Origin of the sequence: Kaistia defluvii (assembly GCF_040548815.1) — a bacterium.
Lineage (GTDB): Bacteria > Pseudomonadota > Alphaproteobacteria > Rhizobiales > Kaistiaceae > Kaistia > Kaistia defluvii_A.
Genome location: NZ_JBEPSM010000001.1, coordinates 2,765,100 through 2,785,797 on the forward strand (window position 1 = coordinate 2,765,100; position 20,698 = coordinate 2,785,797).

Sequence of the window (20,698 nt, forward strand, 5' to 3'; positions counted from 1 at the left end):
GATAGGGGACCCAATCCGATGACCAAGGACGTATCGACCCGAGACATCGTCTATATCGCGCTGTTCGCCGCCCTGATGGCGGCGATCAATCTGGTCCCGGCGATCCAGATCGGCTTCCTGCCGGTGCCGATCACCGCGCAGACGCTCGGCGTCATGCTGGCGGGCTCGCTGATCGGCGCCAAGCGCGGCGGCCTCGCCATCCTGCTCTTCGTGCTGCTGGTCGCCCTCGGCCTGCCGCTGCTCTCCGGCGGCTATGGTGGGCTCCCTGTCTTCTTCGACCCGACCGCCGGCTTCATCCTGTCCTGGCCGATCGCCGCCTTCGTCACCGGCTGGCTGACCGAACTGAACTGGCGACGGATGAATACGGTCTGGTTCTTCGTCTTTTCTGTCATTGGCGGTATCGGCATCGTCTACCTGATCGGCATCCCCTGGCTGGCCATGGTGGCCAAGCTGTCGCTCTGGGATGCGACCAAGGGCTCGATGATCTTCGTGCCGGGCGATCTGATCAAGGCCGGCGTCGCCGCCGTCATCGCCGAGACGGTGCGTCGCTCCTACCCGCTGATGCAGACGGTGCGATAACGCGCCGTTACCGGATCGCTAACAGGATCGGCGCTGCTAACCGGCGCCGATCCCCCAGCTTTCGGCGATCAGTTCGACCGAGCGCAGCCGCGCCGAATGGTCGTAGACATCCGAAACGAGGATCAGTTCATCCGCGCCCGTCTCCTTGACCAGCGCGTCGAGGCCGGCGCGGACCGTCGCCGGTGACCCGACGATCGAGCGGGCCAGCATCTGCTTGGCCTGCGCCCGTTCCATCGGCCCCCAATAGGTCTCGATGTCGTCGATCGGCGGCTTGGAAAGCCCGCGCGCACCCTTGAAGATATCCGCGAACGACATCTGCTGCGTCGTCGCCAGTCGAGTCGCCTCGGCATCCGTCTCCGCCGCGATCACATTGACGCCGACCATGGCATAGGGCCGGTCGAGCTGTTCCGACGGCTTGAAGCGGCTCTTGTAGATCTCCAGCGCCGGCAGCAGCAGGTCGGGTGCGAAATGCGAGGCGAAGGCATAGGGAAGGCCGAGTTCGGCCGCCAGCATCGCGCCGAAATTGCTGGATCCGAGGATCCAGAGCGGCACTTCGGTGCCCGCCGCCGGCACGGCGACGATGCGCTGGTCCGGTCCGGCCGGCGCCAGAAACGCCTGCAATTCCAACACGTCCTGCGGAAAATTCTCGGCATTGCCAGGCGAGCGGCGCAGCGCCCTGAGCGTCATCTGGTCGGTGCCAGGCGCCCGGCCGAGGCCGAGATCGATGCGGCCGGGAAAGAGCCTGGCCAGCGTGCCGAACTGCTCGGCGATGATGTAGGGAGCGTGGTTTGGCAGCATGATGCCCCCGGCGCCGACGCGGATCGTCTGGGTGCCGGCCGCGATATGCGCGAGTACGATCGAGGTCGCGGCGCTGGCGATGCCGTGCATGTTGTGATGCTCGGCCACCCAGATGCGGTTATAGCCCCATCGTTCGGCATGGGCGGCGAGGTCGCGGGCATTGTCGAGCGCGCCCCGCGCATCCGTCTCTTCCGTCACGCGTACGAGTTCGAGAATGGACAAGGGCGTCATGGCAATCCCCAATCAGGCGGCAAAGGCCGGAAGAGATTTCGCCCGGCCGAGGGCGGCCGGGCGATAATAGTCGTTAGATCCGCATCTTAGCGAGCGACGCGGACGCCGATCGCGATCGGCTGTTCCAGGAGGCTCGTCTCCGAGACGAAGCCTTCCGGCTGGTCGTCGGTCGGGCGCAACGTCTCGGCCAGTGTCTCGGCGCGGATCGTCTCGGCATGGTCGACGAGCACGTCGCCGAGGCCGTTGGCGATCTTCACCTCGATATGGATGCGGTCCGAAACATTGAGGCCGGCATCCTTGCGCGCCACCTGCACCAGGCGGATGAAGTCGCGCGCAACGCCTTCGCGCTCGAGCGCTTCGTCGACATGCGTATCGAGCACGACCACGCCGGCGGCGCCGTCGAAGGCGACCGCGTCGAGGCCTTCATTGGCCTTGAAGCGCAGCTCGTATTCGCCGGGCTCGATGGTCTGGCCGGCCACGGCATAGCGGCCGCCGCCGAGATCTTCCCATTGGCCGGCCCGCGCCGCGTTCAGCACGTCCTTCAAGCCCTTGCCGAGCCGCTTGCCGATCTTCGGATCGACGGCGAGCACGACCTGGCCGAAGGCGGACGGGTCGACCGCCAGCACGACTTCCTTGACGTTGACCTCGTCGGCGATGACGTCCTTCAGCAGAGCCAGCTTCTCGAAGCCCGGATGGGCGACGGTCAGCCGGCGGAGCGGCAGGCGCGTACGCAGGTTCTTGACGGTGCGGATCGAGGCGGCGGCGGAGGCTACCGTGCGGGCGAGATCCATGCGTTCGACCAGCGCCTTGTCGTCGACCAGCGCCGAGGCATCCGGCCAATCGGCCAGGTGCACGCTCTCGCCGTTCACCAGCGCGCGGTGGATATGCTCGGTCAGGAACGGCAGGAACGGCGCCAGGGCACGCGTCATCGTGACGAGCACGGTGTAGAGCGTGTCATAGGCCGCCTGCTTATCGGCGTCCTTCTCGGCCTTCCAGAAGCGCTCGCGCGACCGGCGGATGAACCAGTTGTTCAGCGCCTCGATGAAGGGCGGGAACGCACTGGTGGCGCCGGCGAGATCGAGCTTCTCCATCGCCGCGTCGATGCCGCGGATCAGATCCGCGGTCTTGGCGAGGATGTAGCGGTCGAGTTCGGCCTCGGCGGTGGTGACCATCCGGCCCTTGATGCCGTCGATATTGGCGTAGAGCGTGAAGAACGAATAGGCGTTCCAGATCGGCAGCAGGACCTGGCGCACGGTCTCGGCGATCGTGCGGCCGTCCTTCGGCATGGCGAGATCGCCGCCGGAAAGCAGCGGCGACGACACCAGATACCAGCGCAAGGCGTCGGCGCCGTAGGTGTTGAACACCTCGATCGGGTCGGGATAGTTCTTCAGCCGCTTGGAGAGCTTCTGCTTGTTCTCGTCGAGCACGACGCCATGGCAGATCACCGAGCGGAACGGCGCCTTGTCGAACAGGGCGGTCGACATCACCATCAGCGTATAGAACCAACCGCGCGTCTGCGCGACATATTCCACGATGAAATCGCCCGGGAAGTGGCTCTCGAACCACTCCTTGTTCTCAAACGGGTAATGCACCTGGGCGAACGGCATCGAGCCGGATTCGAACCAGCAATCCAGCACATCCTCGACGCGTCGCATGACCGACTTGCCGGTCGGATCGTCCGGGTTCGGGCGGGTAAGGTCGTCGATATAGGGGCGATGCAGGTCATGCGGGCGCACGCCGAAATCGCGCTCGATCTCGTCGATCGAACCATAGACGTCGAGGCGCGGATAATTCGGATCGTCCGACTTCCAGACCGGGATCGGCGAACCCCAGAAGCGGTTTCGGCCGATGTTCCAGTCGCGCGCATTCTCCAGCCACTTGCCGAACAGGCCGTCCTTGATATGGCCCGGCACCCAGTCGATGCCCTGGTTGAGCTCGACCATGCGGTCCTTGAAGGCCGAGACCTTCACATACCAGGAGCGCAGCGCCTTGTAGATCAGCGGCTGGTCGGTGCGCCAGCAATGCGGATAGTTGTGGTCATAGGTCTCGTGGCGCAGCACGGCGCCCTGGGCCTTGACGTCGCGGATGATGTCCTTGTTCGCCTCGAAGACGTTCACGCCCTGGTAGGGCGGCGTCAGCTCAGTGAAATTGCCGGCGAAGTCGACGGGGTCGACGACCGGGATGCCGTTCGACTGCGACAGCGCCATGTCGTCCTCGCCGAAGGCGGGGGCGATGTGGACGACGCCGGTGCCGTCTGTCATCTCGATGAAGGCGGCCGCATGCACGCGGAAGGCGCCCGCTTCGCGCTCGCCGGCGAAGAAGGGGAAAAGCGGCTGATAGGTGCGGCCGACGAGATCGGCGCCCGAAACCGTTCCGACTTCGGTGTAGTCAGCCAGTTCATGTGCGTAGTTCGCGACCAGCGGCGCACCGAGGATGACGCGCTGGCCATCCTTTTCCAGCACGGCGTAGTCGGCATCGGCCTTGACCGCGAGCGCCATGTTGGACGGCAGGGTCCAGGGCGTCGTCGTCCAGGCGAGCAGGCGCGTCGGCACGCTCTCGCCGGCGACCGGATCGAGCAGGAAGCCGACCGTCAGCGCCGGGTCCTGGCGCATGCGGTAGGAATTGTCGAGGCGGGTCTCGAAGTTCGACAGCGGCGTCTGCGCGGCCCAGCTATAGGGCACGACGCGGTAGCCCTCATAGATCAGGCCCTTGTCGTGCAGCTGCTTGAACGCCCACATGGTGCTCTCCATGAAGGAGAGATCCATCGTCTTGTAATCGTTCTTGAAATCGACCCAGCGCGCGGAACGGGTGACGTAATATTCCCAGTCCGACGTGAACTGCTGCACCGAGGTGCGGCAATGCTCGTTGAAGCGGGCCATGCCGTATTTCAGGATCTCGAGACGTCCGGAGACGCCGAGTTCCTTTTCCGACTGCAGCTCGGCCGGCAGGCCATGGCAATCCCAGCCGAAACGACGATCGACGACCTTGCCGCGCATCGTCTGATAGCGCGGCACCAGGTCCTTCACGAAGCCGGTGACGAGATGGCCGTAATGGGGAAGGCCGTTGGCGAAGGGCGGTCCGTCGTAGAAGACGAATTCCGACGCGCCCTGCTCCCGGCGCTGCTCGATCGAGCGTTCGAAAATCGTGTTCTCCTTCCACCACGCGCCGATCGCTTCCTCGATCTTCGGGAAGGACGGCGACGGCTCGGCGGCGGGATAGACGGTCTTCGGCTCTGTCATGGCGAATGTCTTTATTCTGGCGGAAAACGGCAGCGAATTCCGGGACGGAAATTGGCGCCTTCGATAGCGCCTTTGCGGCAAGGGCGCCACCCCCAGGAGGCAGCGCAGATATGGGAGGCGACGGGCAAAGTTGTAAGGGTCGGCATGGACCGACCGTATGGAAGGCAAGAAAGACCCTCTCCCGCAAGCGGGCGAGGGCTTTTCGCCGGTATCTGTCTCGACGTCTGCACCGGGCTGGACGCGCCCCCTCTCCCGCGTTCGGGAGAGGGTTAGGCGAGGGTCTTAGCCGACCTTCGGAGAAATCCGGTTGACGTGCCCCATCTTGCGGCCCGGCCGGCTTTCGGCCTTGCCGTAGAGATGCAGCCGGGCGCCGGGCTCGGCCGCGAGGGCTGCCCAGTCGTCGGCGTCGGCGCCGATCAGATTGGTCATCACCGCGTTGGAATGGCGCTCGGTCGACCCCAGAGGCCAGCCGGCAATCGCGCGGATGTGGTTCTCGAACTGCGAAACGATGCAGCCATCCTGCGTCCAGTGACCGGAATTATGCACGCGCGGCGCGATCTCGTTGACGATCAGCCGTTCGCTGCCCTCTTCCTCGACCACGAACATCTCGACCGCCAGCAAGCCGACATAATCGAGCGCACTCGCCACCTTGGCCGCGATCTCCCGCGCGGCTTCGGTGGTGGCGGCCGAAAGCTGCGCCGGCACCGTGGAGGTCGCGAGGATATGGTTGCGGTGGACATTCTCGACCGTGTCGTAGACCGACGTCTCGCCGTCCCGGCCGCGCACGACCAACGCCGAGACCTCTCGGACGAAGGTGACGAAGCCTTCCAGCACCGCCGGCCGGCGACCGATCGCCTCCCAGGCCGCCGCCACGTCGTCGCCGGCGCGGATCGCCACCTGGCCCTTGCCGTCATAGCCGAACCGACGCGTCTTCAGGATCGACGGGCGGCCAAGCGCTTCAAGGGCCGCTTCCAGGGACGCGAGATCATCGACCTGCGCGAAGGGCGCCACCGGAATGCCGAGGCTCTGCATCAGCTCCTTTTCGGAGAGGCGGTCCTGCGACACGGCCAGCGCATGCGGGCTCGGCAGGACGTCGACCTGCTCGGCCAGGAAGGACGCAGTGTCGGCCGGCACGTTCTCGAACTCATAGGTAACGACGTCGACCGAGCCGGCGAACGCCGCGAGCGCCGACTGGTTCTCGTAGGCCGCCGTGGTCCGCGCCGCGACGACGTCGAAAGCCGGGCTCTCGCCGTCGGGGCAATAGACGTGGCAGCGAAAGCCCAGTTCGGCCGCGGCCGTGGCCAGCATCCTGCCCAGCTGTCCACCACCGAGAATGCCGATGGTCGAGCCGGGCGGCAGCATCTTGTCAGAGGTCATCCGAAGGGCTTTCCGCAACCCGCGCCGCCTGGGCAGCGCGCCAATCATCGAGACGCGCCGCAAGGGCCGCGTCGTTGAGGGCGAGGATCGCGACGGCGAGCAGCGCCGCGTTGATCGCGCCGGCCTTGCCGATTGCCAGCGTGCCGACGGGAATGCCGCCCGGCATCTGCACGATCGAAAGCAGGCTGTCCTGGCCGGAGAGCGCCTTGGATTCGACGGGGACGCCCAGCACCGGCAGCGGCGTCATCGCCGCGCACATGCCGGGCAGATGCGCCGCGCCGCCCGCGCCGGCGATCACCACCTTGAAGCCCTTGTCGCGCGCCGTCTTCGAGAATTCGATCAACCGGTCGGGCGTCCGGTGCGCCGAGACGATCCGGTCGTCATGCGCGACGCCGAGCGCATCGAGCGTCTCGGCCGCATGCCGCATCGTCTGCCAATCGGATTGGCTGCCCATGATAATGGCGATTGGCGCCGTAGTCTCTGCCAAGCTTTCGTCTCCGACATTGCGGGAAGGCGCGGATTATAGAGAGGGATGCCCTCGCCGCAAGGCGCGGAAACAGCCTTACCCGCCGTTAACCAGAATTGAACCAAGCGCGGGCAAAATCGCCCCATGTCCAGCGCACCCGTCCTCAAGCCGCAAAACCTTGTCGTCTCCGGATACGATCCGAGGCCGATCGCTCGTCGTCGCGAAAGCGAGGATGGCGGCGGATCGGCGGACCTGCCCGTCGAGCAGCGCTCGCTGGTGATGCGGCTTTCGGAGGAGGTAACCGCGCTGCGCCGCGCGCTCGACGCCAGCCAGCACCGCATCGCGGCGCTGGAAGTGGAGGCCGCCGAAGAGCCGATTTCGGGACTGTTCAACCGCCGCGCCTTCATCCGCGAGATCGAACGGGCGATCGCCTTCCAGACGCGCTATCCCATGACCTGCGGGATCGCGCTGATCGATGTCGACGGCATGGACGCGATCCGAGATGCCCAGGGGCAAAGCGGGCTGAACCGCGCGCTGCGCCTCATCGGCGAGACGCTGCGCGCCGGCATCCGCTCCTGCGACGTGACCGCCCGGACCGGCAACGAACAGTTCGCGGTCGTGCTGTGGAACTCCACCACGGCCGATTGCGGCCATCGCGTGCTCGGCCTGCAGCGTGCCATCGCCGGTCTGGAAGACGTTCTGGAAGCGGGCGCCAGCCTGGCCACACGCGCGGCGGTGGTGATGATCGAGCCCGGCGCGACCGCCGACCAGGTGATCGCAACGGCGGACCGGCTTCTGCTAGAGGGAATGGCCTGCGGTCAGGCGATGATATCCGGCAAGAGCTGATCTTCCAGCGCGACGATCCGGTCCTTCAACGCCAGCTTGCGCTTCTTGAGGCGCTGGATCCGCAATGGATCGATCTTGCCGGTCTCCGACATGACGGAAATGGCCGCGTCGAGATCGCTGTGTTCCTGTCGCAACCGCGCCAGCTCGAACCGGATTTCCCGCTCTTCTTCCTCGGTCATACGCCCCAACCTCGCCGAGTTCCGCCCGGCCCCTGACGGCGCCGACGCGCGACGATACATGCTCCGCCCAGCGGGCGCGAGCACTCTATCTCACCTTCCCCCCTTGAACCGGACGGCCGCAAGGCACAGATCCAAACTGAGCCGGTTTACAGGCTGGTCGGATTGATATGACCGGCGTGTGACAGTTCCCGGTTCACAGCAACCCCCGTCTATGGCACGATCCGCGTGCCGTCATCGATCAACGAAGGGAGGCAGTTTTAATGTCCATCGAATCGCATCTTGCCGAGCTGGAGCGTCGCCATGAGGCGCTCTCCAGGGAAATCGACCAGGTCACGAACCATCCGAGCGCCGATACGCTCGAGTTGGCGGCCATGAAGAGGCGCAAGCTGCAGCTGAAGGACGAGATCGCCCGACTGAAGGTAGGAAACACCGTTCACTGATTGATGACGAAAGGGTCATGCGAAGCGCCGCGTCCAACGCGGCGCTTTTGCTTTTTGGGGACTACTCGGCCGGAACGGCGCGCGGCGGCGGCCCGATCGGATCCTCGGCTTCGAGCCGCTGGCGGGACTTCGGCGCAGGTCCGGTCCAGTCGAGATACCAGGCCAGCGCAAACAGGACGCTCAGGCCCACGCCAATTAGCACCGTGTCGAGCACCATGCCCGTGGCCGTGAAGGTCGGGTCATTGGGTAGGCCGAAGACGCTCTCCCGGATGATATGGCCGGTGACGCTCAGGATGGTCCCGGTCCAGAACACCGGCAGGGTGTGGCGACCCAATCGAACGATCCAGTTGCCCTTGTCGAGCCAGCCCGCCAGCATGGCCGGCAGCGGGCTGTAGATCACGACATAGGCGATCGACAGCACATGCAGCAGGCGGAAGAATCCGACCCAGCTCTTGTTAAAGCCGGAGAGCCAGACCCATTCGGGCAAGGTCGGGAAATAGTCCCAGAGATGGGCGAACACCAAGATGGCCGAGGCCACGAGATAGGCGATCGCCAGGCCATAGAGCGGGCGCGAGAATGCCAGCCGGTCGCCCCGCCGCAGCATGACGCCGCCGACGAAGCCGATCACGAACAGCAGCTGCCAGGTGAACGGGTTGAAATACCAGCCGCCCCCACCGGGGAAACTCGGCAGCGTGAGGCGCCAGGCATTGGCGATTGCCCAGAGCGCCACGCTCGCCGCCAGCGCCAGCGACAGGCGGATACGGGCCAGCAGCATGATCAGCGGCAGCATCGCCATCATGACCATGTACATCGGCAGGATGTTGAAATTGCCGGTCTGGTAGGTGAGCATGCCGATGCCGGCCAAGGCCTGCACCGGCTGCTCGACGATCCAGTGACGTTCATCGGGGATCATCAGGCCCGGCTGATCCAGCCAGAGCGAGGCCCCCGCATAGATTGCGAAACCGCAGGCGATCGAGGCGAGATGCGCGACATAGAGCGTGCCAATGCGCTTGCTGATCCGGCCGACCGCCTGCCCGGATTGGCCCGAGACGAAGCGCGGGTAATAGGCGAGCGCCGCCGAGATGCCGGCGAGCAACACGAAAATCTCGGCCGCGTCCGACAGGCCGAAGTTCCGATGCGTGAAGTTCGAATATAGGTTGCCCGGGATGTGGTTCACGAAAATCGAGATGAGCGCCAAACCCCGGAAAAAATCGATCCGATAGTCACGCGGCATGGAAGTCGACAATGCTCGATGCACCCGGAAGCCTCAGATGACAGGAACGGACAAGTATCGGGTTCGCCTAGCTGGCGAACAAGGCAAGCTTGCGGCGGTGGATGCCGGTTTCAATGCGCCAGGAGGGACACGGCTCCGTCCCAGGTCAATTTGAGCCCGATCAGCATCACGAACAGATAGGAAAGACCGTAGAAGACGGTCTGGTCGATCACCCGCACGATCCAGATGCCGAGAACCGTCGTCAGCGCGGCGAGCGGAAACAGCACCGCGGCCGTTTCCAGATTGGCGGCGTCGAACTGGCCCAGGAAGAAATAGGGAATGAGCTTCACCGCATTGGTGACGGCGAAGAAGATCACCGAGGTACCGACGAACACCTGCTTGTCGAGCCGGAGCGGCAGCGCGTACATCTGGAACGGCGGCGCGCCGGCGTGGCTGACGAACGAGGTGAAGCCGGCCAGCATTCCCCAGAACGACCCCTTGGCGCCGTTGGGCTGCGCCGGCACCGCCCGCAACCGGTCGCCGAACCAGTAGTTCAGGGCGAACACGATGGAGATCAGTCCAACCAGAAGGCGGACGAAATCCTCCTTCACATAGGCGGCCGTCGCCCAGCCGACCGCGATGCCCACGATCGACGCCGGCAGCATGACGGTAAGCGTCGGCCGATCGAAGATGCGGCGGTAGAAATAGAGGCTTATCGCATCCATCACGAGCAGGATCGGCAGCATGATGCCGGCGGCCTGAACCGGCGAGATCACCAGAGCCAGGATGGGAACGGCCAGCATCCCCATCGCGCCGCCAAATCCGCCCTTGGACAAGCCTGCGACGGCCACGGCTGGGATCGCAGCCGCGTAGAATGCGAATTCGGTGAACATGCGGTGTCGCTTGGCGAGGAGTATGGCAGGTTGGAACGATTTACCCTCGTTCGCCGCCAAAATCCAGTATATCTCCTGCTTTGGAGCCTTTTGCGGCGACAGACTCACATTGCGTAACATACGCGAGCTTATTATATATCGACCTATGAATACGCTGCCTTCTGACAAGCACCTCGGCTTTCTGATCAACGACGTCGCGCGTCTGGTTCGCCGTGCCTTCGATCAGAAGGGGCAGAGCTGCAGCCTGACCCGCGCGCAATGGCAGGTTATGGCCTATCTCTTTCACAATGAGGGCTCGAACCAGGCCTCCGTCGCGGATGCGTTGGATGTCGAGCCGATCACCCTGTCGCGCCATATCGACCGGCTGGAAGCGATGGGCTTTGTCGCGCGCGTTCCCGATCCGGCGGACCGGCGGGCTCGCCGCCTGCACCTGACCGAAAGCGTGCGTCCGCTGCTCGATCAGATGAAGATCATCGGCAACGAGGTGATCGCCACCGCACTCGAAGGCATCTCCGAAAAAGAGTCGGAGATGCTGATCGATCTGCTGAGCCGGATCCGCAGCAACATGACCACCCGCGGCTTCGAATCCGGCTGCGGCGAAGCCGCCAAGGATGCCGCGACCAAGCTGTCCGAGAAGGCCTTGCTATGAGCGCCGAAGCGGGAGATGGCGGGACGTCCGAGGCCCAGCCTCCGGTCCCGCAGTCGGCATCCGAGCCTGCGCCGCGGAAGACACGCCGCGGACGCCTCTTCCTCATGCTGGCGCTGCCGGTGCTTCTGGCCGTTGGCGGCGGCTATCTCTGGCTGACGGGCGGGCGCTATGCCTCGACCGACAATGCCTATCTCGAACAGAACCGCGTCACGATCACGGCCGACCAGTCCGGCCGGATCGTCGAGGTCGCGGTGCACGAGAACGATCACGTCAAGAAGGGCGACCTGCTCTTCCGCATCGATCCCGAGCCCTATCAGCTGGCGCTGCGCCAGGCAGAGGCGGCGGTCGCCGTCGCCCGGCTGCAGGTCGAGCAGTTGCGCTCCAGCTACCAGCAGGCGCTGTCGGAGCAGCAATCCGGCGAGGACACCCTCGCCTACCGTCAGAAGACGTTTCAACGCCAGCAGGACCTGTTGGCGCGCGGCGTGACGTCGAACGCCGATTTCGACACCGCGCAGAACAATGTGCGCGTCGCCGAACAGCTCGTCGCCCAGGCGCGCGAGAAAGTGTCGGGCGCGCTCACGGCGCTGGGTGGCGATCCTAACGTGCCGACCGACCAGCATCCGACCGTGATGCAGGCGCAGGCCGCGCAGGAAGCGGCCGCGCTGGCGCTGAAGCAGACCACCGTGTTTGCGCCGAGCGACGGCGTCGTTTCGCAGACCGACCGCCTCCGGGTTGGCCAGTATGTGACCAATCCGGCGATGGCGCCGACGGCGCTGCTCAGTCTGGTCGAGACGGCCACCACCTATGTCGAGGCCAATTTCAAGGAAACCGACCTGACCCACATGAAGGTGGGACAGACGGCGCGGGTTACCTTCGACACCTATCCCGACCGGCCGTTCACGGCGCATGTGGAATCGATCGACGCCGGAACCGGCTCGGCCTTCTCGCTGCTGCCGGCGCAGAACGCCTCCGGCAACTGGGTCAAGGTCGTGCAGCGCGTGCCGGTCCGGCTGCGCCTGGATGGCGCGGTCGACTTCTCGACCCTCCGCACGGGCCTCAGCGCCTCGGTGGAAGTCGATACCGAATACAAGCGGACCCTCCCAGGCTTCAGCCATGCGATCGCCGCCAATTCCACGCCTCCAGCGGAAGCCGCGGCTGCCAACTAGGACGCCGCGCACCGGAAAGTCGCCAGAATGAGCGCGCCAGCGGTTCAGCATCGTGGCTTCATCACCGTATCGATCATGCTTGCCACGATCATGCAGGTGCTCGACACGACGATCGCCAATGTCGCGCTGCCCTCGATGCAGGGTTCGCTTGGCGCCGCGCAGGACACCATCACCTGGGTCCTGACCTCCTATATCGTCGCCGCCGCCATCGCCACGCCGATCACCGGCTGGCTTGCCGACCAGATCGGCATCAAGCGCCTGTTCATGACCTGCGTCGCCGGCTTCACCCTCGCCTCGATGCTGTGCGGCCTCTCCGGCAGCCTGACGCAGATGGTCGGGTTCCGCATTCTGCAGGGCCTGTTCGGCGCCGCGCTGGTGCCGCTGTCGCAATCCGTGCTGCTCAACATCAATCCGAAGGAAAAGCACGGCCAGGCCATGGCGATGTGGGGCGCCGGCATCATGGTCGGCCCGATCATCGGCCCGACGCTGGGCGGCTGGCTGACCGACGCCTTCAACTGGCGCTGGGTGTTCTTCATCAACCTGCCAGTCGGCATCATCGCCTTTCTCGGCATCGGCGCCTTCCTGCCGGAAGGACCGCTTCGCGCCCGCAAGTTCGACTTCTTCGGCTTCGCCTTCCTCAGCCTCGGCATCGGCGCCCTGCAGATGATGCTCGATCGCGGCGAGCAGCTCGACTGGTTCTCCTCGCCCGAGATCCTGATCGAAGTGGCGCTGATGGCGATCGGCTTCTGGATCTTCACCATTCACATGGCGACGGCCAAGAACACCTTCATCGATCCGCACATCTTCAAGGACCGCAACTTCGTCACCGGGCTCGTCTTCATCTTCATCATCGGCATCATCCTGCTGGCGACGATGGCGCTGCTGCCGCCCATGCTGCAGAACCTGTATGGCTATCCCGTCATCACCACCGGCATGATCCTGGCGCCGCGCGGCGTCGGCACCATGGTGGCGATGCTCGTCGTCGGCCGGCTCATGGGCAAGGTCGACCCGCGCATCCTGATCCTTGTCGGCCTCGGCGCCACCACCTGGTCGCTCTACGAAATGACGACCTGGGCCCCGGAAATGGATGCCTGGCCGTTCATGACCACCGGCATCGTGCAGGGTTTCGGCCTCGGCTTCGTCTTTGTGCCGCTCTCGACGATCGCCTTCGCGACCCTGCCGGCGCATTGGCGCACCGACGCGGCCAGCCTGTTCAGCCTCGTGCGCAATCTCGGCTCGTCGATCGGTGTCTCGCTGGTGGCGACGTTGCTGTCGCAGAACACGCAAATCGGCCACGAGGTGCTGGCCGGTCATGTGACGCCGTTCAACCCGGCCATGCCGGCCGACGCCGCCGCCGGCAATCTCGAGGCGTTGGCGCGGATCAACGCCGTCATCACCCGCGACGCCGCCTTCATCGCCTATATCGACGATTTCAAGCTGATGATGTTCGTGACGCTGGCCACGATCCCGCTGCTGGCCTTCATGCGCTACAAGCCGCAGAAGGGCCCGGCCCAGCACGTCGCTCTCGAATGAGCGAAGCGCGCCGGCGGAACCCGTCCGCCGGCACGCCTGTCGTTCAGTGCGCTTCGATGAAGCTCAGCGTCGCGCCGACCATCTCGTCCAGCGTCGCCGGGCCGGTGAAGGCGTCGAAGCCATGGTCGGTGTCGAGCACCATCAGGCCTTCATCGCCGGTGTGATAGTCCAGGAAGAGCTGGCCGGCCGCCGGCTGCGGCGTCACGACGGTGTCCTTGGTGCCGACGATGACCAGCAGCGGCCCGCCATATTGCGCGATCGCCGCGACGGGATCCGTCGCAAACAGCGACTTGAAGAACGGGACCTTGAGCGACGTCTTGGCGCCCCATGGCAAGGTGCCCTCGATCAGTTCGTTCGGGTCCGTGGCCGCCATCGCCTTGTTGACGGTATCCTGGCCCAGCACGACGCCGAAGCTGAAGGCCGGATTGGCGACGGGCGCCCAGAGCGTGGCGCTATCGACCGGACGCACGGAAGCGAGGTGCGACGCCACCAGTCCGCCGAGGCTCCAGCCGATGACGTGGATCCTGCCGGGATCGATAGTGTCCTGCTTCTTCAGCCAGTCGAAGGCAGCCACCGCATCGGCGATCTGGCTGAAGGTGGTCGTATCTTCCCACTTGCCCGAACTGTCGCCTGAGCCGACGAAATCGATCCGCAGGCTGGCCAGGCCTCGCTCGGCCAGCAGGCGGGCGGTTCGCGAGTAGACGCCTTCCTTGGTGCCGGCGACCTCGAGCTCGTCGCGCTTGCCGGTGAAGCCGTGCAGCAGCAGCACGACGGGCGGCTTCTCGACGCCCTTGGGCAGCGCGAGCGTGCCGACGATGGTCTCGTCGCCGCGCGCGATCCGTACCGTGCTTTCCGTCGTCTCGCCGGCCGGGCGGGCAAGCGCGATCTTCGAGGCATCGCGCATCTTCGCGGTCACGTCATCGGCCGCCGCCGGCGCGACGATCGCAGCCAGCATGACGGAGGCAAGCAGCCATTTTCTCAGCATCAAATTTCCCCTGGAAGCACGACGTCGTCGTCAACGATCTCAAATCAGCGCCGTCCCTGGCCCCAAGAGGCCCCCGCGTAACGGCCTGCCTCACCACTATCGATGCTTTCGGCATCGATCCGCAAGCCGTTCAGCCGCCGAGGATCCAGCCCGCGCCGGCCGCCAGCAGCACCACCAGCCAAGCCGGCAGACGCACGAAAACCAGCAGCGCGTAGCAGAGCACGGCAAAAGCGAGATCGCGCGGGCCGTGTATGGCGGTGACGAAGACCGGATCGTACAGCGCCGCCGCCAGCAGCCCGACAACCGCCGCGTTAACGCCGCTGAGAGCGCGGCGAACGGCCTCCACCCGCCGCAGCTGCCGCCAGAACGGCAGGACGCCCACGACCAGCAACAAGGCAGGCGCGAAGATGGCGACGACGGCAAGGGCTCCACCGAGCCACGGCGTCGGCACCCCCGCCGCGACGCCGAGATAGGCCGACAGGCTGAACAGTGGCCCCGGCATCGCCTGAGCCGCGCCATAACCGGCCACGAAGACCGGCTCCGGCACCAGCCCGGTGGTGACGACGGAGTCCTTCAGCAGTGGAAGCACCACATGGCCACCGCCAAAGACGAGCGCGCCCGTCCGGTAGAGCCCGCTGGCCAGAACGGCGGTCTGCGAATGGGTCGTCGCGGCCAGGATGGGGAGGGAGACGAGCAGCACGGCGAAGAGGCCGAGCGCTGCGATGCCGTTGCGCCGGGACATTGTTACGCCCGGCGCGAGCTCGACGACGCGGGTAACGGGGCGGCTGAACCCATAGCCTGCCAGCCCGCCGCCGAGCAGGATGGCGATCTGGGCAAAGCTCCCGGGCACGAGGAGCGCCAGCGCGGTCGCCGCCAGCGCCACACCGCCGAGCAGCCTTCCGGTAGCAAGCGACAGCGCCATCCCCCGCACCGCCTCGGCCACCACCGCGACAGCCACGATCGCCAGCCCCGACAGCACGCCGGCATCGATCAATCCCCCGTTGGAGCCGAGGCCATAGGCGATCAGCGCCATGAGGAGGGCGGACGGCAGGGTGAAACCGATGAACGCCGCCAGCGCGCCGGCAAGGCCGGCCTTCTCCAGCCCGATCGCCATGCCGACCTGGCTGGAGGCGGGCCCGGGCAGGAACTGGCAAAGCGCCACCAGATCGGCGAAATCCGCCTCGTCCAGCCAGCCGAGCCGCTTGACGAAGCGGTCGCGGAAATAGCCGATATGCGCGACGGGGCCGCCAAACGAGGTCAGGCCGAGGCGCAGGAACTCGCGGAAGACCCGCGCGACCGTCGGCGCCCCCTTTGCAAGGCCGGGGGGTTCAGGGGGATCGATCGCGGGGCGGGTCATCCCGGCAGGATTGCATCCCTTCCGTGACACCCACAAGAAAACGGCGCCCGAAGGCGCCGCTTTCCAAACTTCATTTCGACGGCGTCAGTGCGCCGGGGCCGCGCCGGCCGTCGTCACCGCAGCGGGAACCGCCGGCTGCTCCTCGTCCTCGTCGCGCTTCGCATGCGCGCTGGAGAGGTAGGTATAGAACATCGGCACGACGAACAGCGTGAACACCGTGCCGATCGACATGCCGGTCGCGATGACCAGGCCCATCGAGAAGCGGGCCTTGGCGCCCGCGCCTTCCGCGAACAGCAGCGGCAGCACGCCGAACACCATGGCGGCCGTCGTCATCAGGATCGGCCGCAGACGCACGCGCGCGGCCTCGACGATCGCATCATGCCGGTTGAGGCCACGCTCCTCGCGCTGCTGGTTGGCAAACTCCACCATCAGGATGCCGTGTTTCGTGATCAACCCGACAAGTGTGATCAGGCCCACCTGCGAATAGATGTTCAGCGACGCCGCGCCCAGATTGAGCGGGATCAGCGCACCGAAGATCGAAAGCGGCACCGACATCATGATGATCAGCGGATCACGGAAGCTTTCGAACTGCGCCGCTAGCACCAGATAGATGACGACGATGGCGAGGCCGAACACGATCAGCAGCGAATTGCCGGTTTCCAATTCCGTACGCGACTGTCCGGCATATTCGATAAAGTAGCCGGACGGCAGCACCTCGCTCGCGATCTGCTGCAGCGTGGCGAGGCCATCGCCCGACGTCACCGTCGGCCGCGGCAGCGCCGCCAGCGTCGCCGAATTGAGCTGGTTGAACTGCTCGATCGCCGGCGCCGAACCTTCCGTATTGATGGAGACCACCGAGGAGAGCGGCACCATGTCGCCGGCCTGCGACCGGACGAAGAAGGTCCCGAGGCTTTCCGGATTCAGACGGTACTTCTCCGGGACCTGGGTGATGATGTCATAGGCGCGCGCTTCCCGATCGAACTTCGAGATGCCGTTCTCACCCACGAGCAGCGTCAGCGTATTGCCGATCTCGGCGACCGAGACGCCGAGCGCGGCGGCACGGTTGCGGTCGATCACCACATTCACCTTCGGCGTATCGAAGGAGAGCGAGTTCTGCACGACGATGAACTTGCCCGACGCCATGGCCCGGTTCTTGATCTCCTCCGCCACCGCGTAGACGCGATCGGCCGGCTCGGTCGACTGGATGACGAACTGGATCGGCAAACCGCCGCCCGTTCCCGGCAGAGACGGCACCGCGAACACGAAGGCCTGCACGCCCGCCACCTTGTCGAGGCGCGCCTGGACTTCCGCCTGCACCGCGGGCTGGCCGCGCGTGCGCTCGGCCCAAGGCTTCAGCACCAGGCCGGAGAAGGCCGAATTGGCCGAACCGGAACCGGCGATGGAGAACAGGGCCTGGCGCTCGGGAATATCGGCGGTCTTCTGCGCGATCTCATCGACATAGAGCTGCGTGTAGTCGATCGTCGCATATTGCGGCGCCGTGATCAGCGTGAACATGGCGCCCTCGTCTTCCTCCGGCGCCAGTTCGGACGCCGTGTTGAGGAACAGGAACACCATGGTGCCGAGGATGGCGGCAACCATCAGCAGCGTGATCGGCCGGACCTTTAGCGAACCGATCAGCCGGCGGGCATACCAGTGGCTGAAGCTCTCGAAGACACGGTCGATGAAATGCTGGATGCGTCCGCCGCCCGGCTTCAGGATGCGGGCGGACATCATGGGCGACACCGTCAAGGCGACGAAACCCGACAGGATCACCGCGCCGGCGAGCGTCAGCGAGAACTCGCGGAACAATGCGCCGGTCACGCCCTGGGTGAAGGCCATCGGCGCATACACCGCCGCCAGCGTGATCGTCATGGTGATCACCGCGCCGGTGATCTCCTGCATGCCGACGATCGCGGCCTTCATCGGTTTCAGCCCCTCCTCGATGTGGCGGTGGATGTTCTCCACCACCACGATCGCGTCATCGACGACGAGGCCGATAGCCAGAACCATGGCGAGCAGGGTCAGCGTATTCAGCGAATAGCCGAGCGCCCAGAGGATGAAACAGACGCCGATCAACGATAGAGGAATCGTTACGATCGGAATGATCACCGACCGGAACGAACCGAGGAACAGGAAGATCACGACCACGACGATGGCCGATGCCTCCAGGATCGTCCGGATAACCTCCTCGATCGACGCGCTGATCGCCTCGGTCGAATCGTAGACCAGCTCGATATGCATGCCTTCCGGCAGCGAATCCGCAATCAGGGGCAGCTCGCGGCGAACGCCCGACGCCACGTCGAGCGGATTGGCCGACGGCGTCTGGAAGATGCCGAGGAACACGCCTTCCTTGCCGTTGAAGCGGACTTCCGTATCGGTCGAAGCCGCGGCGAGCTCGATATTGGCGACGTCGCGCAGCCGGACGATATCCGCGCCATTGGAACGAATCGGCAGCGCGCCAAACGTCTCGGGATCCTGCAGCGTCGTCTTCGCCTCGATCGAATAGGCGTAGAACTCGTTCTTCGTCTTGCCGGGAGCCGACAGGAAGTTGGAGCCCTTGATGGCCGTCAGAACATCGGTCGCGGTCACGTTGCGCGAGGCGAGCGCGACCGGATCGATCCAGACGCGCATGGCGAATTCCTGCGCGCCGAGGATCTCCGCATTGGCGACACCGTCGACGGTGGCGAAACGCGGCTGGATCACGCGGATCAGGTAATCCGTCAGCTGCTGCGCGTTCATCGTGTCGCTGCGAGCCGCGAGATACATGAGCGCGAACTGGAAGCCGGTACCCTTCTGGATCACCGGATCCTCCGCCTCGTCCGGAAGCTGGCCGCGCACCTGCTGGACCTTGGCGATGACTTCCGTCAGCGCCTTGTCCGGATTGGTGTTCAGCCGCATGTAGACAGAAACCGTCGACACGCCGAGCGAGCTCTTGGACGTGACGTAATCCACGCCCTCAGCCGAGGAAACGGATTTAGCGATGGTGGAGGTGATGAAGCCCTGGATGACGTCGGCGCTGGCGCCCGGATAGACCGTGGTGACGGTCACGACCGTCTCGTCCACCTTGGGATACTGGCGGATCGACATCGACAGGATGCCCTGCGCGCCCAGCAACAGCATCAGCAGGCTGACGACCGTTGCGAGGACAGGACGGCGGATAAAGAGTTCGGAGAAGCTCATGACTTGGAAGCCTCCGGGTTCACGGTGGCGCCCTTGACCGGCTGGACGGAATTATCGACCGCCACCGGGCTGCCGCTCGAAAGCTTGTTCTGGCCCGACGTGACGATCTGCATGCCCGGCTTCACGCCTTCCAGGATCTCGATCATGTCACCCGAACGACGGCCAACCTTGACGAAGATCTGCTTGGCGATGAGGTTCGGCGCGGCCGCATCCGCCGGCTTTCCGTCCGCGGGCTTCGCCTCGGCGGGCTTGGCTTCCGCAGGCTTGGCATCTGCAGGCTTGGCCTCCGCCGGCGCGTCCTGCACAGCATAGACATAGGCGCCGTAGAGGCTGATGGTCACGGCCGTCTGCGGCAAGGCGATCACGTCGGATTCAACGGGAAGGTCGACGCGCACGCGAATGAACTGGCCCGGACGCAGCGTGCCATCCGGATTGTCAAGCAGCGCCTGCACGCTCACGAGCCGCGAAGCCGCGTCGATCTTCGGATCGATACCGGTGATCGTGCCGCTGAAGTTCAGTTCGTCTTCCTTGAGGCCGAAGCGGACCGGCTGGCCGATCTTGAGCGAACCGAGCTCCTGCTCGGGCACGCTGAAATTGACCTTGATGCGGTCGAGATTCTGCAGCGTCGCGACGACGGTCGCCGGCTGCACATACTGGCCGACATCGATCTTCGGAATACCGATCGTGCCGGCGAAGGGCGCCTTGATCGCTTTCTCGTCGAGGGTCGCCTCAAGCTGCGTCAGCGCGCCCTTGGCCTTGTCCAGATTGTTCTGGGCGTCCTGCAGCGAGGCGACGGTGCTCACATTGCGCTGCAGCAGCGCCTGGGCGCGGCTCAGCGCATCCTGGCTGACGGCCACGGCGGTATTGGCGCTGACCAAGCCGGCACGCTCGACCGCGTCATCGATCTGCACGAGCAACTGGCCCTGCTGGACCTTGTCGTTTGCCTTGAACAGGATCTTCTCGACGATGCCGCCGGTCTGCACGGCGACATCGACGCCCTCGGCCGCCGCCGCGGTGCCGACAGCCTCGATGCCGGGCGTCCACTGGGCAGGCTCGACCGTGATGGCTGAAATCGTGACGACGGGCGCCTTCATTCCGGCAAAGAATTGCTCAATCATCTTGTCGCGGAAGAAATTGAACCAGATCAAGCCGCCACAGATCGCCACGACGACGACGAGCAGGATCGTAGCAAGGATAAACCGCTTCATGATTGGCAATCCAGTGAGCGCGAAGCCGGTCTGAAAGCTGGCAGGCGCATGGCAAAAAACAAAGATCGCGGAAACGCGCCACGCAGGGTTGCTTCCTCGATCATCAGGCCGGAATTAGTGTACCTGGCGTACAGAACTGTCAACGTGCCGCTCGCCGAACACCGCCGTTCGCTCTGAACTCGTGCTAACTCCGCAACACCGGTCGATTGGATCGTGGCCACTTGGACGGGGCTGTTTTAGCTCGGAAGCTCGGAAGCTCGGAAGCTCGGAAGCTCGGAAGCTCGGAAGCTCGGAAGCTCGGAAGCTCGGAAGCTCGGAAGCTCGGAAGCTCGGAAGCTCGGAAGCTCGGAAGCTCGGAA

At 65.1% G+C, this 20,698-nt stretch carries 17 protein-coding genes; 6 read left to right on the top strand and 11 right to left on the bottom strand.

The genetic code is table 11. The features are described 5' to 3' along the window. Window positions 1-18: 18 nt before the first annotated feature. Window positions 19-579, top strand: coding sequence for a biotin transporter BioY (locus ABIE08_RS12970; RefSeq protein WP_354551489.1), 561 nt, complete (start codon window positions 19-21; stop codon window positions 577-579). A 36-nt stretch (window positions 580-615) separates the two neighbouring features. Here ABIE08_RS12970 and ABIE08_RS12975 read toward each other — a convergent pair whose 3' ends face one another. The 4 genes from ABIE08_RS12975 to purE all read right to left on the bottom strand — a co-directional run bounded on the left by ABIE08_RS12975 (window position 616) and on the right by purE (window position 6,678). Further along, window positions 616-1,608, bottom strand: coding sequence for an LLM class flavin-dependent oxidoreductase (locus tag ABIE08_RS12975; RefSeq protein WP_354551491.1), 993 nt, complete (start codon window positions 1,606-1,608; stop codon window positions 616-618). Between the two features lie 86 nt (window positions 1,609-1,694). Next, window positions 1,695-4,847 carry an isoleucine--tRNA ligase gene (gene ileS, locus ABIE08_RS12980; RefSeq protein WP_354551493.1) on the bottom strand — a complete coding sequence of 1,051 codons (3,153 nt, stop codon included), beginning with the start codon at window positions 4,845-4,847 and terminating at the stop codon, window positions 1,695-1,697. A gap of 282 nt (window positions 4,848-5,129) precedes the next feature. After that, window positions 5,130-6,224 (bottom strand): 5-(carboxyamino)imidazole ribonucleotide synthase, encoded by a 1,095-nt coding sequence (locus tag ABIE08_RS12985; RefSeq protein ID WP_354551494.1) that lies wholly within the window; start codon window positions 6,222-6,224, stop codon window positions 5,130-5,132. After that, a complete protein-coding gene (gene purE / locus ABIE08_RS12990; protein WP_396309517.1) occupies window positions 6,214-6,678 on the bottom strand; it encodes a 5-(carboxyamino)imidazole ribonucleotide mutase in 465 nt (154 codons plus the stop codon). The genes ABIE08_RS12985 and purE overlap by 11 nt, the downstream gene beginning before the upstream one ends. Before the next feature lie 156 nt (window positions 6,679-6,834). On the opposite strand from purE, the gene ABIE08_RS12995 reads away from it, so the two are divergent. Continuing rightward, window positions 6,835-7,536, top strand: a complete 702-nt coding sequence (locus ABIE08_RS12995) for a GGDEF domain-containing protein (RefSeq protein WP_354551496.1) — start codon at window positions 6,835-6,837, stop codon at window positions 7,534-7,536. On the opposite strand, the gene ABIE08_RS13000 is transcribed toward ABIE08_RS12995, so the two are convergent. Further along, on the bottom strand, window positions 7,509-7,715 hold the full coding sequence (locus ABIE08_RS13000) for a YdcH family protein (protein ID WP_266330330.1): 207 nt from the start codon (window positions 7,713-7,715) through the stop codon (window positions 7,509-7,511). The genes ABIE08_RS12995 and ABIE08_RS13000 overlap by 28 nt on opposite strands. Window positions 7,716-7,975: 260 nt before the next feature. Here ABIE08_RS13000 and ABIE08_RS13005 point away from each other — a divergent pair, with 260 nt between their 5' ends. Continuing rightward, window positions 7,976-8,155, top strand: a complete 180-nt coding sequence (locus ABIE08_RS13005; protein ID WP_354551497.1) for a YdcH family protein — start codon at window positions 7,976-7,978, stop codon at window positions 8,153-8,155. A gap of 61 nt (window positions 8,156-8,216) precedes the next feature. On the opposite strand, the gene ABIE08_RS13010 is transcribed toward ABIE08_RS13005, so the two are convergent. Together ABIE08_RS13010 and ABIE08_RS13015 are read right to left on the bottom strand one after the other, a co-directional pair. Then, complete coding sequence (locus tag ABIE08_RS13010) at window positions 8,217-9,389, bottom strand: OpgC family protein (protein ID WP_354551498.1); 1,173 nt, start codon at window positions 9,387-9,389, stop codon at window positions 8,217-8,219. A gap of 110 nt (window positions 9,390-9,499) precedes the next feature. Continuing rightward, the gene (locus ABIE08_RS13015) at window positions 9,500-10,261 is read right to left on the bottom strand and encodes a sulfite exporter TauE/SafE family protein (RefSeq protein ID WP_354551499.1); all 762 of its coding nucleotides are present in this window, start codon (window positions 10,259-10,261) and stop codon (window positions 9,500-9,502) included. Window positions 10,262-10,283: 22 nt separating this feature from the next. Between ABIE08_RS13015 and ABIE08_RS13020 the strand changes: the two genes are divergently transcribed. The 3 genes from ABIE08_RS13020 to ABIE08_RS13030 all read left to right on the top strand — a co-directional run bounded on the left by ABIE08_RS13020 (window position 10,284) and on the right by ABIE08_RS13030 (window position 13,609). Beyond that, a complete protein-coding gene (locus tag ABIE08_RS13020) occupies window positions 10,284-10,910 on the top strand; it encodes a MarR family winged helix-turn-helix transcriptional regulator (RefSeq protein ID WP_354551500.1) in 627 nt (208 codons plus the stop codon). Window positions 10,911-11,014: 104 nt separating this feature from the next. Beyond that, window positions 11,015-12,076 carry an HlyD family secretion protein gene (locus ABIE08_RS13025; protein WP_354551501.1) on the top strand — a complete coding sequence of 354 codons (1,062 nt, stop codon included), beginning with the start codon at window positions 11,015-11,017 and terminating at the stop codon, window positions 12,074-12,076. A 27-nt stretch (window positions 12,077-12,103) separates the two neighbouring features. Next, on the top strand, window positions 12,104-13,609 hold the full coding sequence (locus ABIE08_RS13030) for a DHA2 family efflux MFS transporter permease subunit (RefSeq protein WP_354551502.1): 1,506 nt from the start codon (window positions 12,104-12,106) through the stop codon (window positions 13,607-13,609). 43 nt (window positions 13,610-13,652) lie between these two features. Here the strand turns inward: ABIE08_RS13030 and ABIE08_RS13035 are convergent, their stop codons facing one another. From ABIE08_RS13035 to ABIE08_RS13050, 4 genes are all read right to left on the bottom strand, one after another. Then, complete coding sequence (locus ABIE08_RS13035) at window positions 13,653-14,594, bottom strand: alpha/beta hydrolase family protein (RefSeq protein WP_354551503.1); 942 nt, start codon at window positions 14,592-14,594, stop codon at window positions 13,653-13,655. A 130-nt stretch (window positions 14,595-14,724) separates the two neighbouring features. Further along, window positions 14,725-15,951, bottom strand: coding sequence for a chromate efflux transporter (gene chrA / locus ABIE08_RS13040; RefSeq protein WP_354551504.1), 1,227 nt, complete (start codon window positions 15,949-15,951; stop codon window positions 14,725-14,727). Window positions 15,952-16,035: 84 nt separating this feature from the next. Beyond that, the gene (locus tag ABIE08_RS13045; protein ID WP_354551505.1) at window positions 16,036-19,131 is read right to left on the bottom strand and encodes an efflux RND transporter permease subunit; all 3,096 of its coding nucleotides are present in this window, start codon (window positions 19,129-19,131) and stop codon (window positions 16,036-16,038) included. Then, window positions 19,128-20,342 (bottom strand): efflux RND transporter periplasmic adaptor subunit, encoded by a 1,215-nt coding sequence (locus ABIE08_RS13050; protein ID WP_354551695.1) that lies wholly within the window; start codon window positions 20,340-20,342, stop codon window positions 19,128-19,130. Before ABIE08_RS13050 ends, ABIE08_RS13045 begins: the two co-directional genes overlap by 4 nt. Window positions 20,343-20,698 lie beyond the last annotated feature (356 nt).

Bases quoted from the DNA above. Each gene is read 5' to 3' on its own strand.
- ABIE08_RS12970 (WP_354551489.1), top strand. From the start codon at position 19: ATGACCAAGGACGTATCGACCCGAGACATCGTCTATATCGCGCTGTTC.
- ABIE08_RS12975 (WP_354551491.1), bottom strand. From the start codon at position 1,608: ATGACGCCCTTGTCCATTCTCGAACTCGTACGCGTGACGGAAGAGACG.
- ileS (WP_354551493.1), bottom strand. From the start codon at position 4,847: ATGACAGAGCCGAAGACCGTCTATCCCGCCGCCGAGCCGTCGCCGTCC.
- ABIE08_RS12985 (WP_354551494.1), bottom strand. From the start codon at position 6,224: ATGACCTCTGACAAGATGCTGCCGCCCGGCTCGACCATCGGCATTCTC.
- purE (WP_396309517.1), bottom strand. From the start codon at position 6,678: ATGGGCAGCCAATCCGATTGGCAGACGATGCGGCATGCGGCCGAGACG.
- ABIE08_RS12995 (WP_354551496.1), top strand. From the start codon at position 6,835: ATGTCCAGCGCACCCGTCCTCAAGCCGCAAAACCTTGTCGTCTCCGGA.
- ABIE08_RS13000 (WP_266330330.1), bottom strand. From the start codon at position 7,715: ATGACCGAGGAAGAAGAGCGGGAAATCCGGTTCGAGCTGGCGCGGTTG.
- ABIE08_RS13005 (WP_354551497.1), top strand. From the start codon at position 7,976: ATGTCCATCGAATCGCATCTTGCCGAGCTGGAGCGTCGCCATGAGGCG.
- ABIE08_RS13010 (WP_354551498.1), bottom strand. From the start codon at position 9,389: ATGCCGCGTGACTATCGGATCGATTTTTTCCGGGGTTTGGCGCTCATC.
- ABIE08_RS13015 (WP_354551499.1), bottom strand. From the start codon at position 10,261: ATGTTCACCGAATTCGCATTCTACGCGGCTGCGATCCCAGCCGTGGCC.
- ABIE08_RS13020 (WP_354551500.1), top strand. From the start codon at position 10,284: ATGGCAGGTTGGAACGATTTACCCTCGTTCGCCGCCAAAATCCAGTAT.
- ABIE08_RS13025 (WP_354551501.1), top strand. From the start codon at position 11,015: ATGCTGGCGCTGCCGGTGCTTCTGGCCGTTGGCGGCGGCTATCTCTGG.
- ABIE08_RS13030 (WP_354551502.1), top strand. From the start codon at position 12,104: ATGAGCGCGCCAGCGGTTCAGCATCGTGGCTTCATCACCGTATCGATC.
- ABIE08_RS13035 (WP_354551503.1), bottom strand. From the start codon at position 14,594: ATGCTGAGAAAATGGCTGCTTGCCTCCGTCATGCTGGCTGCGATCGTC.
- chrA (WP_354551504.1), bottom strand. From the start codon at position 15,951: ATGACCCGCCCCGCGATCGATCCCCCTGAACCCCCCGGCCTTGCAAAG.
- ABIE08_RS13045 (WP_354551505.1), bottom strand. From the start codon at position 19,131: ATGAGCTTCTCCGAACTCTTTATCCGCCGTCCTGTCCTCGCAACGGTC.